Raw genomic sequence first — 16,872 nt, forward strand, 5'->3', positions numbered from 1 at the left:
GGGGCTCAAAGCGGGGGAGGAGTACTTGGTAACCCCCGGGTAGGGCGAGGTTCAGGTGAGCTACCGGGCTATTTCACTTAATCCGGTCGGCTGGCAGCTTGCGGCGGGATATCTGAGGCAATGGGTTCCCCTCGATCTTCCGGTTGTGCTTGGCAATGACGCCGCCGGAGTGGTTGAGGCTGTTGGGCCGGGCGTCAGCCTCTTCGCCGTGGGCGACGACGTGATCTGGAACGGCTTCACCGGCGGTTACCGCGCGGCAGCCAACGTTTCTGCAGCCCAGCTGACGGCAATCCCGGCTGGACTCGATTTCGAGCAGGCCGCATCCATCCCGGCGGCAGGCGGCACGGCTTATTCTGTGCTGAAGCAGCTCGGTGTAGGCGAAGGGGACACCGTCCTGATCCATGCCGCGGGTGGCGGATGTTGCCAGGACGGCGGCTGACGGGAAGCTGACTTTCGGCATCTACGAGAGGTTGCCGCTGACCGAGGCGGCCCGGGCCCTCGAGATCAGCCAGGGAGGGCATGTCCGCGGCAAGATTGTGCTGATTCCCTAGATAAACTAAACCCTCGTCCGGCTATAAATACTCGGAGGCCGTGGGCGGCGCACCGCCTTCGACAGGAAGGCCGGTCACTGACCACTCGGGATATCCATCCTCCAGCCGGGCGGCAGCCAGGCCGTTCTGATGAAGCGTCCGGACCGCTTCGTCCGCGAACACGCAGTACTGCCCACGGCAGTAGGCGACCACCAGGCGGCCCGCAGGCAGCTCCTCCAATCTCCCCGCCAGCTCCTTCACGGGGATCGAGACCGCGCCCGTGATGTGGCCGGACCGGAACTCCGGCTCCGGCCGCACGTCGAGTACCACCACGTCGCCGGCGGCCATCCTCTCGCTCAGTTCCGTGCGGGTCAGGGTCTCCAGGGCCTGCCTGTCTCCAAGGTAGACGGCGGCGAGTTCGTCGATCTCTGCGACGTGTTCGGAGGCAACCCGGCGGACCGCCGCCCAAAGCTGAACCACCGCGGGGCCGCTCAGCCTGTAGTAGATACGGGTTCCCTGACGCCGGGTGATCACCAGGCCCGAACGCAGGAGCTGCTGGAGGTGTTGAGACGTGTTTGCGGTGCTCTGCCCGATCTCCATGGCGATCTCGTCAACGCCACGTTCACCCTGGGCCAGGACGTCCACGATCTCGGCCCGCCGGCCGCTTCCCATCACCTTTGCCACCGAAGCAAACGCAGGCAACGCCATGGACACGGAAACGGCGGCGGCTGACCGCGTTGAACTTGAAGCCAAGGTCAAACAGGTCTACCGGGCGGTGGCGCAAAACCCCGCCGGCAATTATCACTTCAGGATGGGCCGCGTTCTGGCCGAGCAGTTGGGCTATCCGCCGCCGTTGCTCGACGCGATACCCGCAGGCGCCGTCGAGTCGTTCGCCGGCGTGGGATACTTCTTCGATCTGGCGGGCCTCAAACCCGGAGAAAAGGTTCTGGACCTGGGCTCCGGTTCGGGGATGGACGTCTTCACCGCAGCCATCGAAGTGGGCGGGGGCGGGCAGGTGGTGGGCCTTGACATGACGGAGGAACAGCTCGAAAAGGCCGAAGGCCTGAGAACGATGGCGGGCTTTCCCCAGGTCACCTTCATCCAAGGCCACATTGAAGACCTCCCCTTCGAAGATGCCACCTTCGACTGCATCAACCTCTGAGCCGCATGCATCGGCGGTGCAGCGCAAGAAGACACCTACCAGGAACTGATTGCCGCCAGCTCGTTCGCCGTTGAAACGCTCCGGCGGAATCCGTACGAGTTCCTCTCCGACAGAGCCCGGGCCGCGACCACGAAGTATGGGCGTCATGAGCCTCTCGATCCTGGCACACAAAGGCTGACGAAGAACCTACGGGCACGGCAACACGTGTCCCTGATAAGGAGTAACGATGCCGGAGATCATTACCATCGAGACCCCCTCCCTCGGGGACCGCAGCTACCTGGTGCACGACGGCGCCACAGCCTTCGTGGTGGATCCGCAGCGTGACATTGACCGGGTCCTGGACAGGGCGCGGGAAGCGGGCGTGGAGATCACCCACATTTTCGAAACCCACATCCACAACGACTACGTCACTGGCGGCTTGGCGCTGGCGCAGGCCACTGGCGCGCAATACCTCGTCAACGAGGAGGATGACGTCTCCTTTGCGCGCACCCCCGTTAAAGACGGGCAGCGGATCACGGTCAGCCCGTCGATAACGATCACGGCGATGGCCACGCCCGGCCACACCTACACACCTGTCATACGTCCTGGAGTCCTACGGCGAGCAGGTCACCGTATTCACCGGCGGCTCGCTGCTCTACGGATCGACGGGACGCCCGGACCTGGCCGGACCGGAGCACACGCATGACTTGGCGCATTATAAGTACCACTCCGTTCAGCGTCTCGCCGCGGAGCTGCCCGAGTCCGCAGCATTGCTGCCCACCCACGGCTTCGGCAGCTTCTGCTCAATCAGCCAGTCTGCCGTGACGGCCTCTACGATCGGGGAGGAAAAACGTTCCAATGCTGTCCTGACGCAGGACGAGGAGGACTACGTCAAAGACCTGCTAGAGGGGCTGGACGCGTTCCCCGCGTACTACGCACGGGTGGCACCGCTGAACCTTGCCGGACCATCGGCACCGGACCTGGAGTTTCCGGACCAGGCCGACGCCGCCGAACTGCGGAACCGGATCGCGGCCGGCGAGTGGGTGGTGGACCTGCGTACCCGTACTGCTTTTGCCGCCGGGCATGCGCCCGGAACGCTGAACTTTGGACTGGATGGTTCCTTTGCCACGTACCTTGGTTGGCTCATCCCCTGGGGCACGCCGGTGACCCTGCTGGCTCCCAGTGTGGAGGACGTCGCCGAAGCCCAGCGTGAACTTGTACGGATCGGCGTCGACCGTCCGGCCGCCGCTGCCACGGGGAACCCACGGAAATGGGCCGGAGGCGAACTGGCCAGCTTCCCCGTGCCGACTTCAGTGAGCTCTCCGGAATCCGGCACCAGGCAAGTGGCCGTGCTGGATGTGCGGCGCTCCGGCGAATGGTCCAGGAAACACATCAATGGCGCTGTCCATATCCCGCTACATGAACTTCCCCGCCGGCTGCATCAGCTGCCGGCGGGGGAAGTCTGGGTGCACTGCGCCAGCGGCTACCGTGCCTCCATCGCCGCCTCATTTCTGGCCGCCAACGGACATCAGGTGGTACTCATTGACGACAAGTTCGCCCACGCGGCCAAGGCGGGGATCCCGATGGCCGGGTTCGAAGCGTCCGGAGGCTCCTGACGCACACCCATAAGCGGGTGCCCGGTCCTGGCCGGGTAGTCACGGCCTATTGTGTTCTTGCCGTCGCGAGAGGTAAATAGGGAGTGAGCGCGATCTCTGTGCTCCTAATCGCTAAGGAGGGACGAGAATGTCCCGGACCAAAAAAACACTGGCGGTGGGGGTTCTGTTGTTTGCCGGAACCCTGGGCTTTGCGCCGGCCGCTTCTGCCACGATTCACCCGCTCGTGGAATCCTATGACTGTGCTAACGCCACAGCCAATGAGAACCATCCCCTGGGAGACGTGGCCGATCCGCCCGGCGTCACCCCGGGTTACGGAAGCCATTCCACGAACAGCGACCTCGCGTCATTGGTTGCCACAACGGATGGATTCACCGATTTCTCCAGCCCGGCATTGTTCGGCCACAAGCTCGACGGTCAGTGCGGTCACTCCGGGCCGTAGCCGAGTATGAAAAAGCGCGCCCCCAGAGCTGGGGCGGGGGATCGCGTCCGTTCGGCCAGCCGACATCAGCGGGTGCCCGGCCCCACGGTGTCTTGTGCTTCCACCAGCCAGTCCCTGATCCTGCCGTCCAGGTCTTCCGGGGACTCGATCTTGAATCGGTGGGTGTACACCTTTTTGGTGGTGGCAAACCCCTCAAGCAGTGTCGGATGCTCCACCTGGCGAAGCATGTCGATGGCGATTCCAAGCCGCCCCGACTGAATGAACGCGGCAGCGAAAACCCGTTTGTCCGCCCAGGCCAGGTCGGAGGGGTGGACCCGCTCCTCGCACTCTCCGGCCTCCAGCACCATGGTGCTGGACCGCTTGAAAAGTTCGACGGCGGCCGCCGGCTTCCCTGCCAAGTACGCCCCGACGTCGTGGTTCATTTTAAGGTCACCTGCCCGGAAAAATGGATGCGGTTAATTCCACCAGGAATCGAACAGGGTGACAGGTACGGTGCGCTTGTGGCGGGTGCGGAGGTACTTCTCCTCGATCAGCGCGGCCACGTCCTCGGTGACGTCGCGGCCCTCGAGGTAGTCGTCGATCTGGTCGTAGCTGAGGCCCAGTTCGTCTTCGTCAGTGCGGCCGGGCCTGCCGTCCAGGAGGTCGGCAGTTGGCACTTTCTCCCAGACCTTGGCCGGGGCGCCGAGTTCTGCCAGCAGGGCGCGGTTCTGGCGCTTGTTCAGGCCGAAGAGGGGGAGGACGTCCGCACCGCCGTCACCGAACTTCGTGAAAAAGCCCGTGACGGACTCGGCACCGTGGTCGGTGCCGACCACCAGGTAATTGTGCTCGCCGGCCAGCGAATACTGGGCGATCATGCGGGACCGGGCCTTGACGTTCCCCTTGTTGAAGTCGGAGATGGGAGAGCCTGTGGTTTTCTCGAACTCATCCTCGATGGCGTCGACGGTGGCAGAGATGTTAAACGACCACTCGGTTTTCGCCTGGACAAAGTCCAGCGCTGCCTGGGCATCGTCTTCGTCGTGCTGCTCACCGTACGGGAGTCGGACTGCCACAAAGTTGGCGTCCACGCCCTCGGCCTCGAGCTCCTCCACGGCCAGCTGCGCCAGGCGCCCGGCCAGCGAGGAATCGAGGCCGCCGGAGATTCCCAGCACAAAGCCCTTGGTGCCGGTGGCCTTCAGATACTCCTTGAGGAGCGTGACGCGTTTGCGCACCTCCCCTGCTGGGTCGATCCTGGGCTGCACGCCCATTTCTGCAATGATTTCGGCCTGGAGTTCGCGCATGCGTCCCAGCCTAGTCAGCAGAGTCAACCGCTCTCAACTGTGTCCGTGATTTAGCGGACTTCCGGCGCTTGCCCGGTCGAACCCCGCACTGTCAGGTGCGTGGGCATAACGGCCAGCCGGCGGAGCGACCCGCCGTGGAGCGGATTGAGCTGCGCCAAGAGCATCGAGACGGCCACCCGTCCGGCCTGTTCAATAGGGCTTGCGATGGTAGTCAGAGGCGGGTTGCAGAAGTCAGCTCCGAAGATGTCATCGCAGCCCACAATGCTCATGTCCTCCGGAACCCGAATGCCCCGTTCCCGCAGGCGCTGCAGCATCCCGATGGCGAGCAGATCGTTGAAGACGATGCAAGCCGTCGCACCGGTTCGTATCGCCGCGTCGGCGGCCGCAGCGCCGGAGGTGGTTTTCGGAACGAAGGGGCCGATCCAGTTGGTCTCCAGGCCGCGCTGTCGCGAGTCTTCTTCGAACATCTTCCAGCGCATGGAGTTGGACCACGACGTCGCAGGGCCGCTGACATAGCACACACGCTGGTGGCCCAGGGAGACCAGATGCTCCAGGGCCTGGACCATTGCCGACGGCGTATCGATCACCACGGTGGGCGCGTTGGCCGACGCGCGGTTGATGGTCACAAGGGGCTGCGAGCCTGACACTTCGGCAAGCTGGGCGTCGGTAAGACGCGATGCCGCCAGGATGAAACCGTCCGCGGACCTGCGCATTTTCTGCAGGGCATCGAGCTCCATTTCCGAAGATTCCTCGGTATCCACCAGGAGCTGCGTGTAACCGGCAGCCTTGAGCTGGTTCTGGGTGCCCCGGATGATGTCGAAATAGAAGGGGTTGGTGACGTCCGGCACCAGCACGGCGACGGCGTACGTGCGCCCGGAACTGAGGCCGCGGGCCTGGGAGCTGGGCACGTAGTTAAGTTGAGCGGCCACCTGTTCGATGCGTTCCCGTGTCCGCCGGTTGACGCGGTCGGGGTTGGAAAGGGCACGGGAGACAGTTGATGTGGCGACGCCGGCAAGTTCGGCAACGTCCCGGATGGTCGGCACCTTGTCAGCAGAATGGCCGGCAGTGTGGCCGGGCCGGACCGCAGGTTCCGGGCCGGGCGCCGCCGGGGCGGCATTTGGCTGAGGCTTCTTGGCCAGAGGCATGGACGCACCCTTTCATCGGTGGGGCCGGACGAGCTACGCGAGCGGCTGTTGCACACCCGGTGTCCGGCCAGTTCACCATAAATGGCAATTTTTGGCAATCGCTTGCCAAGGGCGTTCCATGTTCCTAGACTGAAATCGAATCGCCCGCAGTGATGTGCGCCACAGGAAGTGGCCTTTGTGGGTGTCCCAGAGAGGAAACAATGAAGTTTGCATCGTCTACCGGCCTCGCAGCGATCGTTACAGCCGCCGCTCTTGCCCTGACCGGATGCGGTTCCGGGTCCAGCAGTTCTGACAGCTCCGGAGGAGCCGTCGATGGAAAGGGAAAGACACTGAGCGTCCTTAACGGCGTCATCAGCCAATACCCCGAACAGCAGAAGCAGTGGCAGGCCGACATCGCCGCGAAGTTCAAAGCACAGACCGGTGCTGACGTGAAGTTCGAGACGTTCGCCTCGGCCAACGACGAACTCACCCGCATCCAGACCTCGGTGGTGTCAGGACAGGGCCCCGACATCTACGGACTCGGTACTACATTCACACCCACCGCTTTTGCCACCAAGGCCTTCGTCACCCTCTCCGAGGACGACTGGAAGAAGGTGGGCGGCAAGGACCGCTTCAATCAGGCGGCCTTGGGTATTTCGGGTCCGGACAAGGACCACCTTGCCGGCATTCCCTTTGTCAGCCGTCCGTTCGTGATGGCCTACAACAAGGACCTCCTCGCCGCTGCCGGCATCGATAAGCCGGCCACCAGCTGGGACGAACTGGCACAGCAGGCCAAGAAGATGACCAAGGACGGCACCTTCGGCATTGCCACCGGGTACAAGGACAACTTCGACCCCTGGAAGTTCATTTGGGCCATGTCCATTCAGGCCGGCAATCCTTTGGTGGATGGGAAAAACCTCAAATTTGATGACCCCACGGTCAAGAAGGCCTATGAAACCTACTTCGGCTGGCTGACCAAGGACAAAATTGTAGATCCGGCCTCGGTCGGCTGGAGCAACAGCAATGCCGTTGCTGCGTTTGCCAGCGGTAAGGCAGGCTACTTGATGATGACGACGTCGAGCTCTATCCCCACGCTCGACAAGTCGGCGGTGGCCGGCAAGTACGAGTACGCGCTGATGCCAACAACGGCTCCCGGTGAATCCAGCCCGAAGGGCGACGGCGCCAACGCCGCGAGCATCCTCTCCGGTGACAACCTTGTGGTGGCTGACTATTCCAAGCAGAAGGACCTCGCGTTTGCCTATATCAAGCTGATCACCTCGACGGAAGAGCAGCTGATCTACCAGAAGACGTTTGGTGATCTGCCCGCCAACGCCGAGGCATTGAAGAGCCTGACCGATCCCAAGCTCAAGCCGATTGCGGATGCCGCTGCCAAGTCCAAGGCCACCCCGTTTACGGGTGCCTGGGGCGACATCCAGCTGGCTCTGCTGAACGTGACCGTGCAGTCGATCCCTGACCTTGCCAAGGGAAGCCTGGACGAGTCCGGCCTCGAAGCCAGGATCAAGGACTCCCAGACCAAGGGCCAGGCGTCCCTGGACCGCGCTTCTAAGGGATAAGCACTATGTCTGACACTTCCAACGAAGTCCGGGTTGCGGCGGAGTCCGCCGCAACCCGGGCCGCCCGGCCATTGGCGGACGTCTCCGGCCCGCCCCCTGCCGGGCCCAAAGGCCGCCGTAAGGGCATGAGCGAGCGCAACCGTCCGCTGTGGATGCTCATTCCAGGCGGGACGCTGATGCTGATCATCATCGTCGTTCCGCTGGTGCTGGGCATCTACATGTCCACGCTCAACCTGGACCAGTACACGCTGCGTAAATGGGTCAGTGCCCCGTTTATCGGGGTGGAGAACTTTGTCGAAGCGGTCGGCTCATCGCCACTACTGAACGCTGTCTGGCTGAGCGTCAGCTACTCCCTGATCGCCATGGTGGTGACCCTGCCACTGGGCATCGCCGCCGCCGTCGCCACCCAAAATGCTTTCAAGGGGCGCGCGGTGGTCCGGTCCGTCTTTCTCATCCCCTATGTGCTTCCCGCCTTTGTGGTGGCCACCGTGTGGCGCACCATGTTCCAGCCCGGCGGCATCGTGGACAAGGCGCTCGGCACGGTCGGCATCGATACCGGGCTGTGGCTCAACGGTCCGCAGAGTTACTGGACCCTGATCCTGGTCCAGATCTGGGCGTCCTGGCCCTTCATCTACCTGCTGGCCCTTTCCGGCCTGCAGTCCGTGGACCACGAGGTCCACGAAGCATCCGCGCTGGACGGTGCCCTCTGGTGGAACAAGCTCCGCTATGTGGTCTTTCCCTACCTGAAGGGCCCGCTCGCACTTGCATTCCTGATCGGCATGCTGCATCACATCAACAACTTCACGCTGCCGTATGTGCTGTTCGGCGTACCGGCGCCGTCCGACGTCGAGGTTCTCCCGATCCTCACCTACGTCACGAGTTTCCAGAGCTTCCGCTTCGGACTCAGCGCGGCCATGGCTTTCGTCTCGCTGGTGCTGATCGCCATCCCGCTGTTCGTTTACCTTCGCGCCGTCAAGCTCGACGACGCCGAGTCACAAGGAGCCAAGAAATGAGTACCTCCGCCGCCACTGCGCGCCGTTCGGCCGACGCCGGCGTTTTTCGACCAGGATCCGCCCGGCAACACGAAGTGACCCGGCTGCTGCCCCGTCCCTTGCTGGTCATCATCCTGGTGTTCCTCGGCGCCATAGTCCTGATCCCGGTGCTGTACATCTTCCTGGCTTCCGTGAACTCCGACATCGGCGTTGCCAACGGCGAGTTCTGGCCTTCCTCGGTCACGTTCGAGAACTATTCGAAGATCTGGACCAGCGTGGGCCTGGCCACCGGCCTGGTCAACAGTGTGCTGGTGGCGGGGTCCACCGCCGTTGTGTCGGCGGCACTGTCAGTCTCCACGGCCTTCGTGCTGGTGCGGTACACCTTCCGCGGCCGCCTCACCATCCTGCGTGGCCTGCTGGCGCTGCAATCCGTTCCCGGAACGCTGATGGTGCTCCCGGTCTTTGTGCTCTTCTCCTCGGCGTCAACCTATCTGGGCATCCAGGTCATCGGGACGCAGTGGGGGCTCTTCGTCACCTACCTGACGTTCGCCATGCCATTCTCCACCTGGGTCATGGTCACCTACCTGCGCGGACTGCCCAGGGAACTGGAGGAGGCTGCGCGCATCGACGGGGCCAGCAACCTCGGCGTCCTGGTAAAGATCGTCCTGCCGCTGAGCTGGCCGGGCATTGTTGTCTCAGGCATCTTCGCGTTTCTCCTGGGCTGGAATGATGTGCTCTTCGCGTCGGTCATGACGCGGCCGGAAAGCCAGACCGCCGCCGTCGCGCTGCAGATCTTCGGTGCTTCGCAGGAAGGCGGCGCTATTCCGTACTACGGCCAGATGATGGCCGCGGCGTTGGTCTGCGCGGCGCCGGTGGTCATCCTGTACCTCATTTTCCAACGATATCTTGTAGGCGGCCTCACCGCCGGAGGAGTTAAATAACTATGGTTTCGGACACTAAGACACCCTGGCTGCTGTCCGGTTTCGGGGACGAAATCGACGACGATCCCGCCATCCAGATCGCCGTTCTTCAGGCGCTTGGCGCCAACCACATTGAGGTACGCAGTGCCTGGGGCACCAACGTGGTGGAACTTTCCGATGACCAGCTGCGCCGGCTGAAGGAGCTGTTGGCGGAAAAGGACATGAGAGTCTCGGCAATCGCCTCGCCGATCGGGAAAGTAGATGTCAGCCTCCCCGTTGAACACGAGGTGGCACGCCTGCGCCGCGCGGTCAACGCAGCCAAGGTGCTTGGCACGAAATACATCCGCATCTTCTCCTTCTACTACGGCGAGTCAGTACCGGTGGAAAGCATCCGCGACGACGTCATGGAGCGTCTGCGCGCCCTGGCCGACGTCGCAGAGGAAGGAGGCATGGTGCTGTTGCATGAGAACGAAAAGGACATCTTCGGGGACGTTCCCGACCGTGTGCTGGACATCATCGAGACGGTGAACTCCCCTGCCCTGAAGGTGGCGTGGGACGCCGCCAACTTCGTTCAGGTGGGGGTGAAGCCCTTCGACGAGGCCTACGCAAAGCTCCGCCCGCACCTGGAATACCTTCAGGTCAAGGACGCCCACTTCGCCACTGGGAATGTGACGCCGGCAGGGGAGGGCGACGGCGATTTGCTCCGTACCGTGGAGGCGCTCAAGGCCGACGGCTATACCGGTTTTGCCTCCCTCGAACCCCACCTCACGGGCGCGCACGGCCTGGGTGGCTATTCCGGCCCCGCTGCTTTCGGGATCGCGGCCAGGGCCTTCGCAAAAGTTACCGCAGAAGCAGGAGTCCAGACCGCATGAAAGACACCCTGAACGTTGCCATTACGGGGTGCGGGGTCATCGGCCGCACCCACGCCGTAGCACTGCAGGAATTTCCACAGGCGACTATCGTCGCGCTCGTTGACGCCATTCCCGACGCCGCTGAAACCCTGGCGGCATTCATCGAGAAGAGCGGACGCCGGCGGCCCGCCGTCTATTCAACAATCGCCGAGGCCTTCGCCGCCGAGGACATAGACCTAGTGGCGCTCGCAACGCCCAGCGGACTGCACATCCAGCAGGGCGTGGAGGTCCTCGCGGCCGGCAAGCACGTCATTATCGAAAAGCCCCTCGACGTTGACCTGAGCCGCGCCCAGGAAATCGAGGCTGCCGCGCAGGCCGCCGCCGAGCACGGCATTGTGGCCTCCGTGATCAGCCAGCACCGCTTCGACCAGGCCAGCGTCGTAGTGGCCGACGCCGTTGCCCAGGGGCGGTTCGGCCGTCTCACCTCCGCCATCGCGTCAGTAGCCTGGTACCGCAGCCAGGGCTATTACGATTCCGGCGACTGGCGTGGCACCTGGTCCATGGACGGCGGCGGTGCACTGATGAACCAGGGTGTCCACACGGTGGACCTGCTGCTGTGGTTCATGGGGCGTCCCGTGGAAATCGACGCCCGCACTGCACGGCTGGCGCACGACCGGATCGAGGTTGAAGATACCGCAGTTGCCACCGTGACATTCGAAAACGGTGGCCTCGCCGTACTTCACGCCACCACGGCCGCCTATCCTGGCCTGACGGTGCGCCTGCAGCTGATGGGCTCCAAAGGATCGGCTGTTGTGGACAACGACCGCCTGGAGTACTTCCACGCAGCCGACGCTGGCGGTGAATCGGCCGACATGGGATTGCAGGGCGGCGGGAACCAGGCCGAGCAGGAACTGGCAAAGTCTCCGGCCGAGGACTACGAGGCCAAGGACCCCACCGTCTACCCTGCCGGGCATGTGCGCCAATACCGCGACATTCTTGGCGCAATCGCCGAGGGGCGTGACCCCGGGGTCACCGTCAGCGACGCCGTCAACGCCCTTGCCGCTGTCCGCGCGGTCTATGTGTCCGCCACCTTGAACCAGCCTGTGCTGTTCGAGGATGTTCTCGCAGGAAAATACAACGATCTCGAAGTCCGGACCGGCAACACTTCGGCAGAAAGCGTCTGAAAGCGATGAAGTTCTCAGTATTCACAGCATCCACGCCCGAGTGGACTCCGGAAGAGGCCGCGCAGACCCTCGCTGCCCAGGGATGGGACGGGATCGAATGGCGCGTCACGGATCAGGCCGATTCTGCGGAGCCCGGATTCTGGGCCGGGAACCGGGCAACCTGGCCGATGGCCGGGCTGGAGGACTCCCTGCCCGAGATCGCCAGGATCACAGGCCAGGCCTCCCTCGAATTCTCGGGGCTCGGCGGCTACGCGCGTTGCGATAACCATGGCGACGTGGAGCGCATTCTCGCGGCCACTGCGGCGCTGGGGGCGAGGCAGGTCCGTGTAAATGTCCTGCCGTTGGGTACCTCGACCATGGGCGGACAGGACCCCAGCGGCATCCCGTACCCACAGCTCTTCGACTCCACCCGAGAGCACTATGAGTGGATTGCCGAACGTGCGGCGCACCACGGCGTCAAGGCGCTCGTGGAGCTGCATCACGGCACTATCACGTCCTCCGCGTCTGCTGCGCGCCGGCTGCTCGATGGCCTGGATCCATGGCACGTGGGTGTTATCCATGACCTCGGCAACCTGATCATTGAGGGGTGGGAAGACCCGCTTCCCGCCCTTCAGCTGTTGGGCCCGTACCTGGCCCATGTCCATGTCAAAAACGCCCGCTGGGTGCGCCAGGACACAAAGGACGAATCCGGAGCGGCAGTGTGGGCACACGAATGGGCGCCGCTGGCCGAGGGCCAGGGCAGTGTCCTGGCCTACTTCCGGGCGCTTGCCGCGGCCGGCTACGACGACTGGGTCACGGTGGAGGACTTCTCCACTGAACTCCCCCTCGCGGAAAGGACAGCCGGCAACCTTGACTATCTGCGGCGCACGGCTGCCCTGGCGGGGCTGGTGGTCCACAACCCGGCCACAGCCTCCTAGGATTCTGATGCCGGGCACAGGCGGCCGGTTGCCGGGTCCCCCCGCGGGCACCGCGGCGACCGGCTGCTTTGCCGTAGGATCGGCAGGGCAACTTGCACCGCAGCACGGAACGGGCACCGCATGACGACGGCGAGAAAATCCAAACCGGCCGACTCCAAGGCCACCATCTACGACATCGCCAAGCTGGCAGGTGTCAATGCCTCCACGGTTTCGCGGGCTCTCGGCAAGCCCGGCCGCGTCAGCACCAAGACCCAGAAACTGGTCGAAGACGCCGCGGCCCAGCTGAACTACACCGTGAACCCGTTCGCCCGGGCACTTCCGACCGGCCGGACCAACACCTTTGGCCTCATCGTCTCCGACATCACCAACCCGATTTACTTCGACGTCATCCGCGGAGCTGAAGCGGCCGCAGCGGCGAGCGGTTTCACCATGATCCTCGCCGAGTCTGCAGAATCCGCCGAGACTGAGTTCACCGTTGCCACGCGCATGGCGCCGGCCACCGACGGGATCGTACTGGCCAGCCCGCGCATGCCCGATCCACAGATCCGTGAGTTGTCCGCCTTCAAACCGGTGGTGGTCATCAACCGCCTGGTCGACGAGGTCGCCTCGGTGGTCCCCGACGTCGGCCCCGGCTTGGGGGAGGCCGTTCGGCACCTGGCGGCCAACGGCCACCGCAGACTCGTCTTCCTCGCCGGCCCGCAGCGCTCATGGATGGCAGGACGCCGCTGGGAGAGTTTCCGTGCGGCCTGCGAGTGGTCGCGGCTCGAGTCCGTTTCGGTGCCCACCAAAAGCCCCACGCTCGACGGCGGACGCCAGGCCGCGCGGGACGTGATCGCCTCCGGCGCCACAGCCGCCCTCTGCTACAACGATCTACTGGCCATCGGCCTGATGCAGGAACTCCAGGCAGCGGGGATTAACATCCCTGACGAGTTCAGCGTGGTGGGCTTCGACAACATCTTCGGCTCCGATTTCACAACGCCCCAGCTGTCCAGCATCGCCTCGCCCTTGCTGGAGTGTGGGGCAGTTGCCCTTGAGCAGCTGCTCGCGATTTCCCGCGGACCCGGGTCCGGCCACCGTCCCGGCGGGTTGGCCGGCTCCGGCGTTCCGGGCGCCAGACCGCTGGTCCTGAGCACCCGGCTCGTGGTCCGCGGTTCCAGCGGGCGCCTCGTCACGGCACTGACGTAGGACCGGGGCGTACTGACGCCCAACGGCAACGTCTTGGCAATTATTGGCAACCGGTTGACAATTGGTTGCCGGAATGACGACTATTGATTTATGTCACAGTCGATTGCCGCCAACCCCGACCGGCTCTTTCCCGCGGATCCCGGAACGCGCAGCATTGCGCGAGACCTCATGGACCGGGTCCGGGACCTTCCCATCATTTCCCCGCACGGCCACGTTGACGCCGCCGTCATCGAGCACAACACGCCCTTCCCTGACCCCGCGGCGCTCCTGGTCAGCCCGGACCACTACGTCACCCGGCTCATCCACGCCAGCGGTGTGCCGCTGGAACGGCTGGGGCCCAAGGCTGGCGCGCCGGCCGGCGCAGAAGCCCCGGCGCCGGACTCCCGGACGGTCTGGCGCGAATTCTGCAAGGCCTGGCCACTGTTTGAGGGCACCGCTTCCGGTTACTGGCTGCGCAACCAGTTCCACAGCGTGTTCGGCCTGCAGCATGAGATCAGCGCCGAAACCGCGGACGCCAGCTACGACGCGATCTCGGCCAAGCTGCTGGAGCCGGGCTTCCGTCCCCGTGAGCTGTTCAAGGACTTCAACATCGAGGTGCTGGCCACCACGGACGATCCGCTGGATGACCTGGCCAGCCACCGGGCCATCGCGCAGGATCCCACCTTCCACGGCCGGGTCCTGCCCACGTTCCGCCCGGATGCCTACCTGAACCCCGCGAATCCCTTGTGGTCCGCCAATGTGGACCGCATGATTGCGGCGGCGGGCGACGGCGCCAGCGGCTATGCCGGGTACATCGCCGCCCTGGCGAACCGCCGTCGTTATTTCGTGGAACACGGCGCAGTCTCGGCGGACCATGGCGTCCGCACGCCGGCAACGCTCAAACTCGACGGCGGGGACGCCTCCAGGTTGTTTGACCGCCTGCGCTCGGGCCAGGCCAGCGGCCACGACGGCGAACAGTTCGAGGCCCACATGATGTACCAGATGGCGCGGATGTCCGTGGACGACGGACTCGTTATGACCATCCACCCGGGCTCGTTCCGCAACCACCACCAGCCCACGTTCAACGCCTTCGGCGCGGACACCGGCCACGATATCCCGTTCGCCGTCAACTACACCGAGGCCATCCGCCCGCTGCTGCAGGACTTTGGCACCGCCAAGGACTTCCACCTGGTGCTGTTCACCCTGGATGAGACCGTGTTCTCCCGGGAACTGGCGCCGCTCGCAGGCTTCTACCCGTCGGTGTACCTCGGTGCGCCTTGGTGGTTCCTGGACGCACCGGACGCCATGCTCCGCTTCCGCTCGGCCGTCACGGAAACCGCCGGGTTCTCCCGGTCCTCCGGTTTCATCGATGACACCCGCGCCTTCTGCTCCATCCCGGCCCGCCACGACGCCTCCCGCCGGATCGAGGCCTCCTTCCTGGCCCGGCTGGTGGCCGAGCACCGTGTCAGCGAAGAACGCGCCCACGAACTGATCGTCGACGTCGTCGATTCCTCCCCGCGAAGGGTCTTTAAGCTGTGACCATGAACCATAAGGGGCAGGCTGTCTCCGCGGCAACCTCACCGCGCCGACTGAGCCGTACCCTCAGGCCGGTTGCCAAGGCCCCCGTACGGATTGTCCACCTGGGGCTGGGTGCCTTCCACCGCTCGCACCAGGCCTGGTACACCCACCAGGCGGGCAATTCCGCAGAGTGGGGCATCGCCTCCTTCACCGGACGCCGGCCCGATGCAGCCGAGGTTCTCGCCGAGCAGGACGGCCTCTACACCGTGGTGGAGCGTGCTGACGACGGCGATTCCTTCGAGGTCATCAGCAGCATCGTCGAGGCAGTTGACGGGGCCGACGTCGGCAGGCTCGCCGAGCTGGTGGCCGCGCGGGCCACCGCGGTGATCACCCTGACCATCACCGAAGCCGCTTACCGGCTCGGCTCTGACGGCCGGCTTGACCGCTCAGCTCCCGACGTCGTCGCGGACCTTGCGCTGCTGGCTGACGGCAGCGCTGGAAAAGGCAAGCCGACGACGCCGCTTGGCCGGCTCGTCTTTGCCCTCGCCGCCCGCCGGGCTGCCGGCGCCGGTCCGCTCGCCGTCGTCTGTTGCGACAACCTCTCCAACAACGGCACCGTGGCCCACAACGCGGTAGTTGGCCTGGCATCGGCCCTGGACGCCGAACTGGCTGCCTGGATCGATGCCAACACTAGCTTTGTCAGCACGTCGGTGGACCGCATCACGCCGCGTACCACGGAGGCGGACCTCGCTGCGGTGGAAGCGGCCTGCGGTTACCGGGACAACTCCCCGGTGGTGGCCGAGCCCTTCCGCAATTGGGTGCTCAGCGGGGATTTCCCGGCCGGACGCCCGCAATGGGAAGACGCCGGCGCGGTGTTTGTGGACGACATCGAACCGTACGAAAACCGGAAGCTGTGGCTCCTCAACGGCGCGCATTCACTACTGGCCTACGCCGGGCAGCTCCGCGGCCACACCACCGTGGCCGAGGCCCTGGCTGACCCGCTTTGCCTGCAGGGTGTGGAGAGTTTCTGGGACGAAGCGGAGGCCAACCTTCACGGCGCGGACCTGCGGATCCCCGCGTACCGTGCGGCTCTGCTGGAGCGCTTCAGCAACGCCCGCATTGCCCACCACCTGGCCCAGATCGCCATGGATGGCAGCACCAAGTTGCGGATGAGGGCCGTCCCGGTGCTGCTGGCCGAGCGGGCGCAGGGCCGGTCCGGTTCGGCGTCCGCCGTCATGATCGCAGCGTGGATGGATTTCAGCGTCACGGCCTCGGAGTTCCACGATCCGCTAGCCGCCGAAGTGGCCGCGGCCAACCGTCTCGGCGGCACCGAGCGGATTCGCGCACTGCTGGCCCTGCTCAATCCGGCCCTGGCTGGAGATGACGCCGTGGTGCAGCTCATTGAAAACCTCAGCGGTACGTTCTCGGGGCTGGCTGTCGCCGAGTAACTTACTGCGCCCAGAGGCCCCACCGCCGGGAATTCAGCGCAGCTGGACGCCCGGCGGTGCTGTCAAGGGCGGTTCGCGACTCGACGCGGAGCCCGGCTCACAGAAATCCCAAGGGACTATTTGGCAACCGCTTGCCAAGTGATTGCCACGTGACTAGAATTACATCCAGACTCAACT

At 64.6% G+C, this 16,872-nt stretch carries 19 protein-coding genes; 15 read left to right on the forward strand and 4 right to left on the reverse strand.

The genetic code is table 11. The annotated features are described in order from the left end of the window. Window positions 1-55: 55 nt before the first annotated feature. Both ACQCST_RS03795 and ACQCST_RS03800 read left to right on the forward strand, forming a co-directional pair. Window positions 56-439, forward strand: coding sequence for an alcohol dehydrogenase catalytic domain-containing protein (locus ACQCST_RS03795; protein WP_426998014.1), 384 nt, complete (start codon window positions 56-58; stop codon window positions 437-439). Next, on the forward strand, window positions 402-551 hold the full coding sequence (locus ACQCST_RS03800) for a zinc-binding dehydrogenase (protein ID WP_426998015.1): 150 nt from the start codon (window positions 402-404) through the stop codon (window positions 549-551). Before ACQCST_RS03795 ends, ACQCST_RS03800 begins: the two co-directional genes overlap by 38 nt. 21 nt (window positions 552-572) lie before the next feature. On the opposite strand, the gene ACQCST_RS03805 is transcribed toward ACQCST_RS03800, so the two are convergent. After that, complete coding sequence (locus ACQCST_RS03805) at window positions 573-1,238, reverse strand: ArsR/SmtB family transcription factor (RefSeq protein ID WP_426998016.1); 666 nt, start codon at window positions 1,236-1,238, stop codon at window positions 573-575. Between ACQCST_RS03805 and ACQCST_RS03810 the strand changes: the two genes are divergently transcribed. From ACQCST_RS03810 to ACQCST_RS03825, 4 genes are all read left to right on the forward strand, one after another. Then, window positions 1,237-1,692: a methyltransferase domain-containing protein gene (locus ACQCST_RS03810; protein ID WP_426998017.1), complete on the forward strand. Its 456-nt coding sequence runs from the start codon at window positions 1,237-1,239 to the stop codon at window positions 1,690-1,692. The two genes, ACQCST_RS03805 and ACQCST_RS03810, sit on opposite strands and share 2 nt — an antisense overlap. A gap of 226 nt (window positions 1,693-1,918) precedes the next feature. Continuing rightward, window positions 1,919-2,377 carry an MBL fold metallo-hydrolase gene (locus tag ACQCST_RS03815; RefSeq protein ID WP_426998018.1) on the forward strand — a complete coding sequence of 153 codons (459 nt, stop codon included), beginning with the start codon at window positions 1,919-1,921 and terminating at the stop codon, window positions 2,375-2,377. Between the two features lies 1 nt (window position 2,378). Then, window positions 2,379-3,287 carry a rhodanese-like domain-containing protein gene (locus ACQCST_RS03820; protein ID WP_426998019.1) on the forward strand — a complete coding sequence of 303 codons (909 nt, stop codon included), beginning with the start codon at window positions 2,379-2,381 and terminating at the stop codon, window positions 3,285-3,287. Between the two features lie 127 nt (window positions 3,288-3,414). Next, the gene (locus ACQCST_RS03825; protein ID WP_426998020.1) at window positions 3,415-3,726 is read left to right on the forward strand and encodes a hypothetical protein; all 312 of its coding nucleotides are present in this window, start codon (window positions 3,415-3,417) and stop codon (window positions 3,724-3,726) included. A gap of 65 nt (window positions 3,727-3,791) precedes the next feature. Here the strand turns inward: ACQCST_RS03825 and ACQCST_RS03830 are convergent, their stop codons facing one another. Genes ACQCST_RS03830 through ACQCST_RS03840 form a run of 3 tightly spaced genes read right to left on the reverse strand, consistent with a single transcriptional unit; the run spans window position 3,792 to window position 6,148 of the window. Continuing rightward, window positions 3,792-4,148, reverse strand: coding sequence for a DUF5655 domain-containing protein (locus ACQCST_RS03830; RefSeq protein ID WP_426998021.1), 357 nt, complete (start codon window positions 4,146-4,148; stop codon window positions 3,792-3,794). Between the two features lie 33 nt (window positions 4,149-4,181). Then, the gene (nadE, locus tag ACQCST_RS03835; protein ID WP_426998022.1) at window positions 4,182-5,003 is read right to left on the reverse strand and encodes an ammonia-dependent NAD(+) synthetase; all 822 of its coding nucleotides are present in this window, start codon (window positions 5,001-5,003) and stop codon (window positions 4,182-4,184) included. A 50-nt stretch (window positions 5,004-5,053) separates the two neighbouring features. Further along, window positions 5,054-6,148 carry a LacI family DNA-binding transcriptional regulator gene (locus tag ACQCST_RS03840; RefSeq protein WP_426998023.1) on the reverse strand — a complete coding sequence of 365 codons (1,095 nt, stop codon included), beginning with the start codon at window positions 6,146-6,148 and terminating at the stop codon, window positions 5,054-5,056. A gap of 200 nt (window positions 6,149-6,348) precedes the next feature. On the opposite strand from ACQCST_RS03840, the gene ACQCST_RS03845 reads away from it, so the two are divergent. The 9 genes from ACQCST_RS03845 (at window position 6,349) to ACQCST_RS03885 (ending at window position 16,695) form a co-directional block, all read left to right on the forward strand. Next, a complete protein-coding gene (locus ACQCST_RS03845) occupies window positions 6,349-7,701 on the forward strand; it encodes an ABC transporter substrate-binding protein (RefSeq protein ID WP_426998024.1) in 1,353 nt (450 codons plus the stop codon). 5 nt (window positions 7,702-7,706) lie between these two features. Beyond that, a complete protein-coding gene (locus ACQCST_RS03850) occupies window positions 7,707-8,714 on the forward strand; it encodes a carbohydrate ABC transporter permease (RefSeq protein ID WP_426998025.1) in 1,008 nt (335 codons plus the stop codon). After that, window positions 8,711-9,634, forward strand: coding sequence for a carbohydrate ABC transporter permease (locus ACQCST_RS03855; protein ID WP_426998026.1), 924 nt, complete (start codon window positions 8,711-8,713; stop codon window positions 9,632-9,634). Before ACQCST_RS03850 ends, ACQCST_RS03855 begins: the two co-directional genes overlap by 4 nt. 2 nt (window positions 9,635-9,636) lie before the next feature. Beyond that, window positions 9,637-10,485, forward strand: a complete 849-nt coding sequence (locus ACQCST_RS03860) for a sugar phosphate isomerase/epimerase family protein (RefSeq protein ID WP_426998027.1) — start codon at window positions 9,637-9,639, stop codon at window positions 10,483-10,485. Beyond that, window positions 10,482-11,648, forward strand: a complete 1,167-nt coding sequence (locus tag ACQCST_RS03865) for a Gfo/Idh/MocA family protein (protein WP_426998028.1) — start codon at window positions 10,482-10,484, stop codon at window positions 11,646-11,648. The genes ACQCST_RS03860 and ACQCST_RS03865 overlap by 4 nt, the downstream gene beginning before the upstream one ends. Before the next feature lie 5 nt (window positions 11,649-11,653). Further along, window positions 11,654-12,565, forward strand: coding sequence for a sugar phosphate isomerase/epimerase family protein (locus tag ACQCST_RS03870; RefSeq protein WP_426998029.1), 912 nt, complete (start codon window positions 11,654-11,656; stop codon window positions 12,563-12,565). A 120-nt stretch (window positions 12,566-12,685) separates the two neighbouring features. Then, window positions 12,686-13,750 (forward strand): LacI family DNA-binding transcriptional regulator, encoded by a 1,065-nt coding sequence (locus ACQCST_RS03875; protein WP_426998030.1) that lies wholly within the window; start codon window positions 12,686-12,688, stop codon window positions 13,748-13,750. Between the two features lie 90 nt (window positions 13,751-13,840). Next, window positions 13,841-15,268 (forward strand): glucuronate isomerase, encoded by a 1,428-nt coding sequence (gene uxaC, locus ACQCST_RS03880; RefSeq protein WP_426998031.1) that lies wholly within the window; start codon window positions 13,841-13,843, stop codon window positions 15,266-15,268. Between the two features lie 2 nt (window positions 15,269-15,270). After that, the gene (locus ACQCST_RS03885) at window positions 15,271-16,695 is read left to right on the forward strand and encodes a mannitol dehydrogenase family protein (RefSeq protein WP_426998032.1); all 1,425 of its coding nucleotides are present in this window, start codon (window positions 15,271-15,273) and stop codon (window positions 16,693-16,695) included. Window positions 16,696-16,872: the final 177 nt, after the last annotated feature.

This window comes from Pseudarthrobacter sp. N5 (assembly GCF_050157035.1).
In the GTDB taxonomy this organism is placed as follows: domain Bacteria; phylum Actinomycetota; class Actinomycetes; order Actinomycetales; family Micrococcaceae; genus Arthrobacter.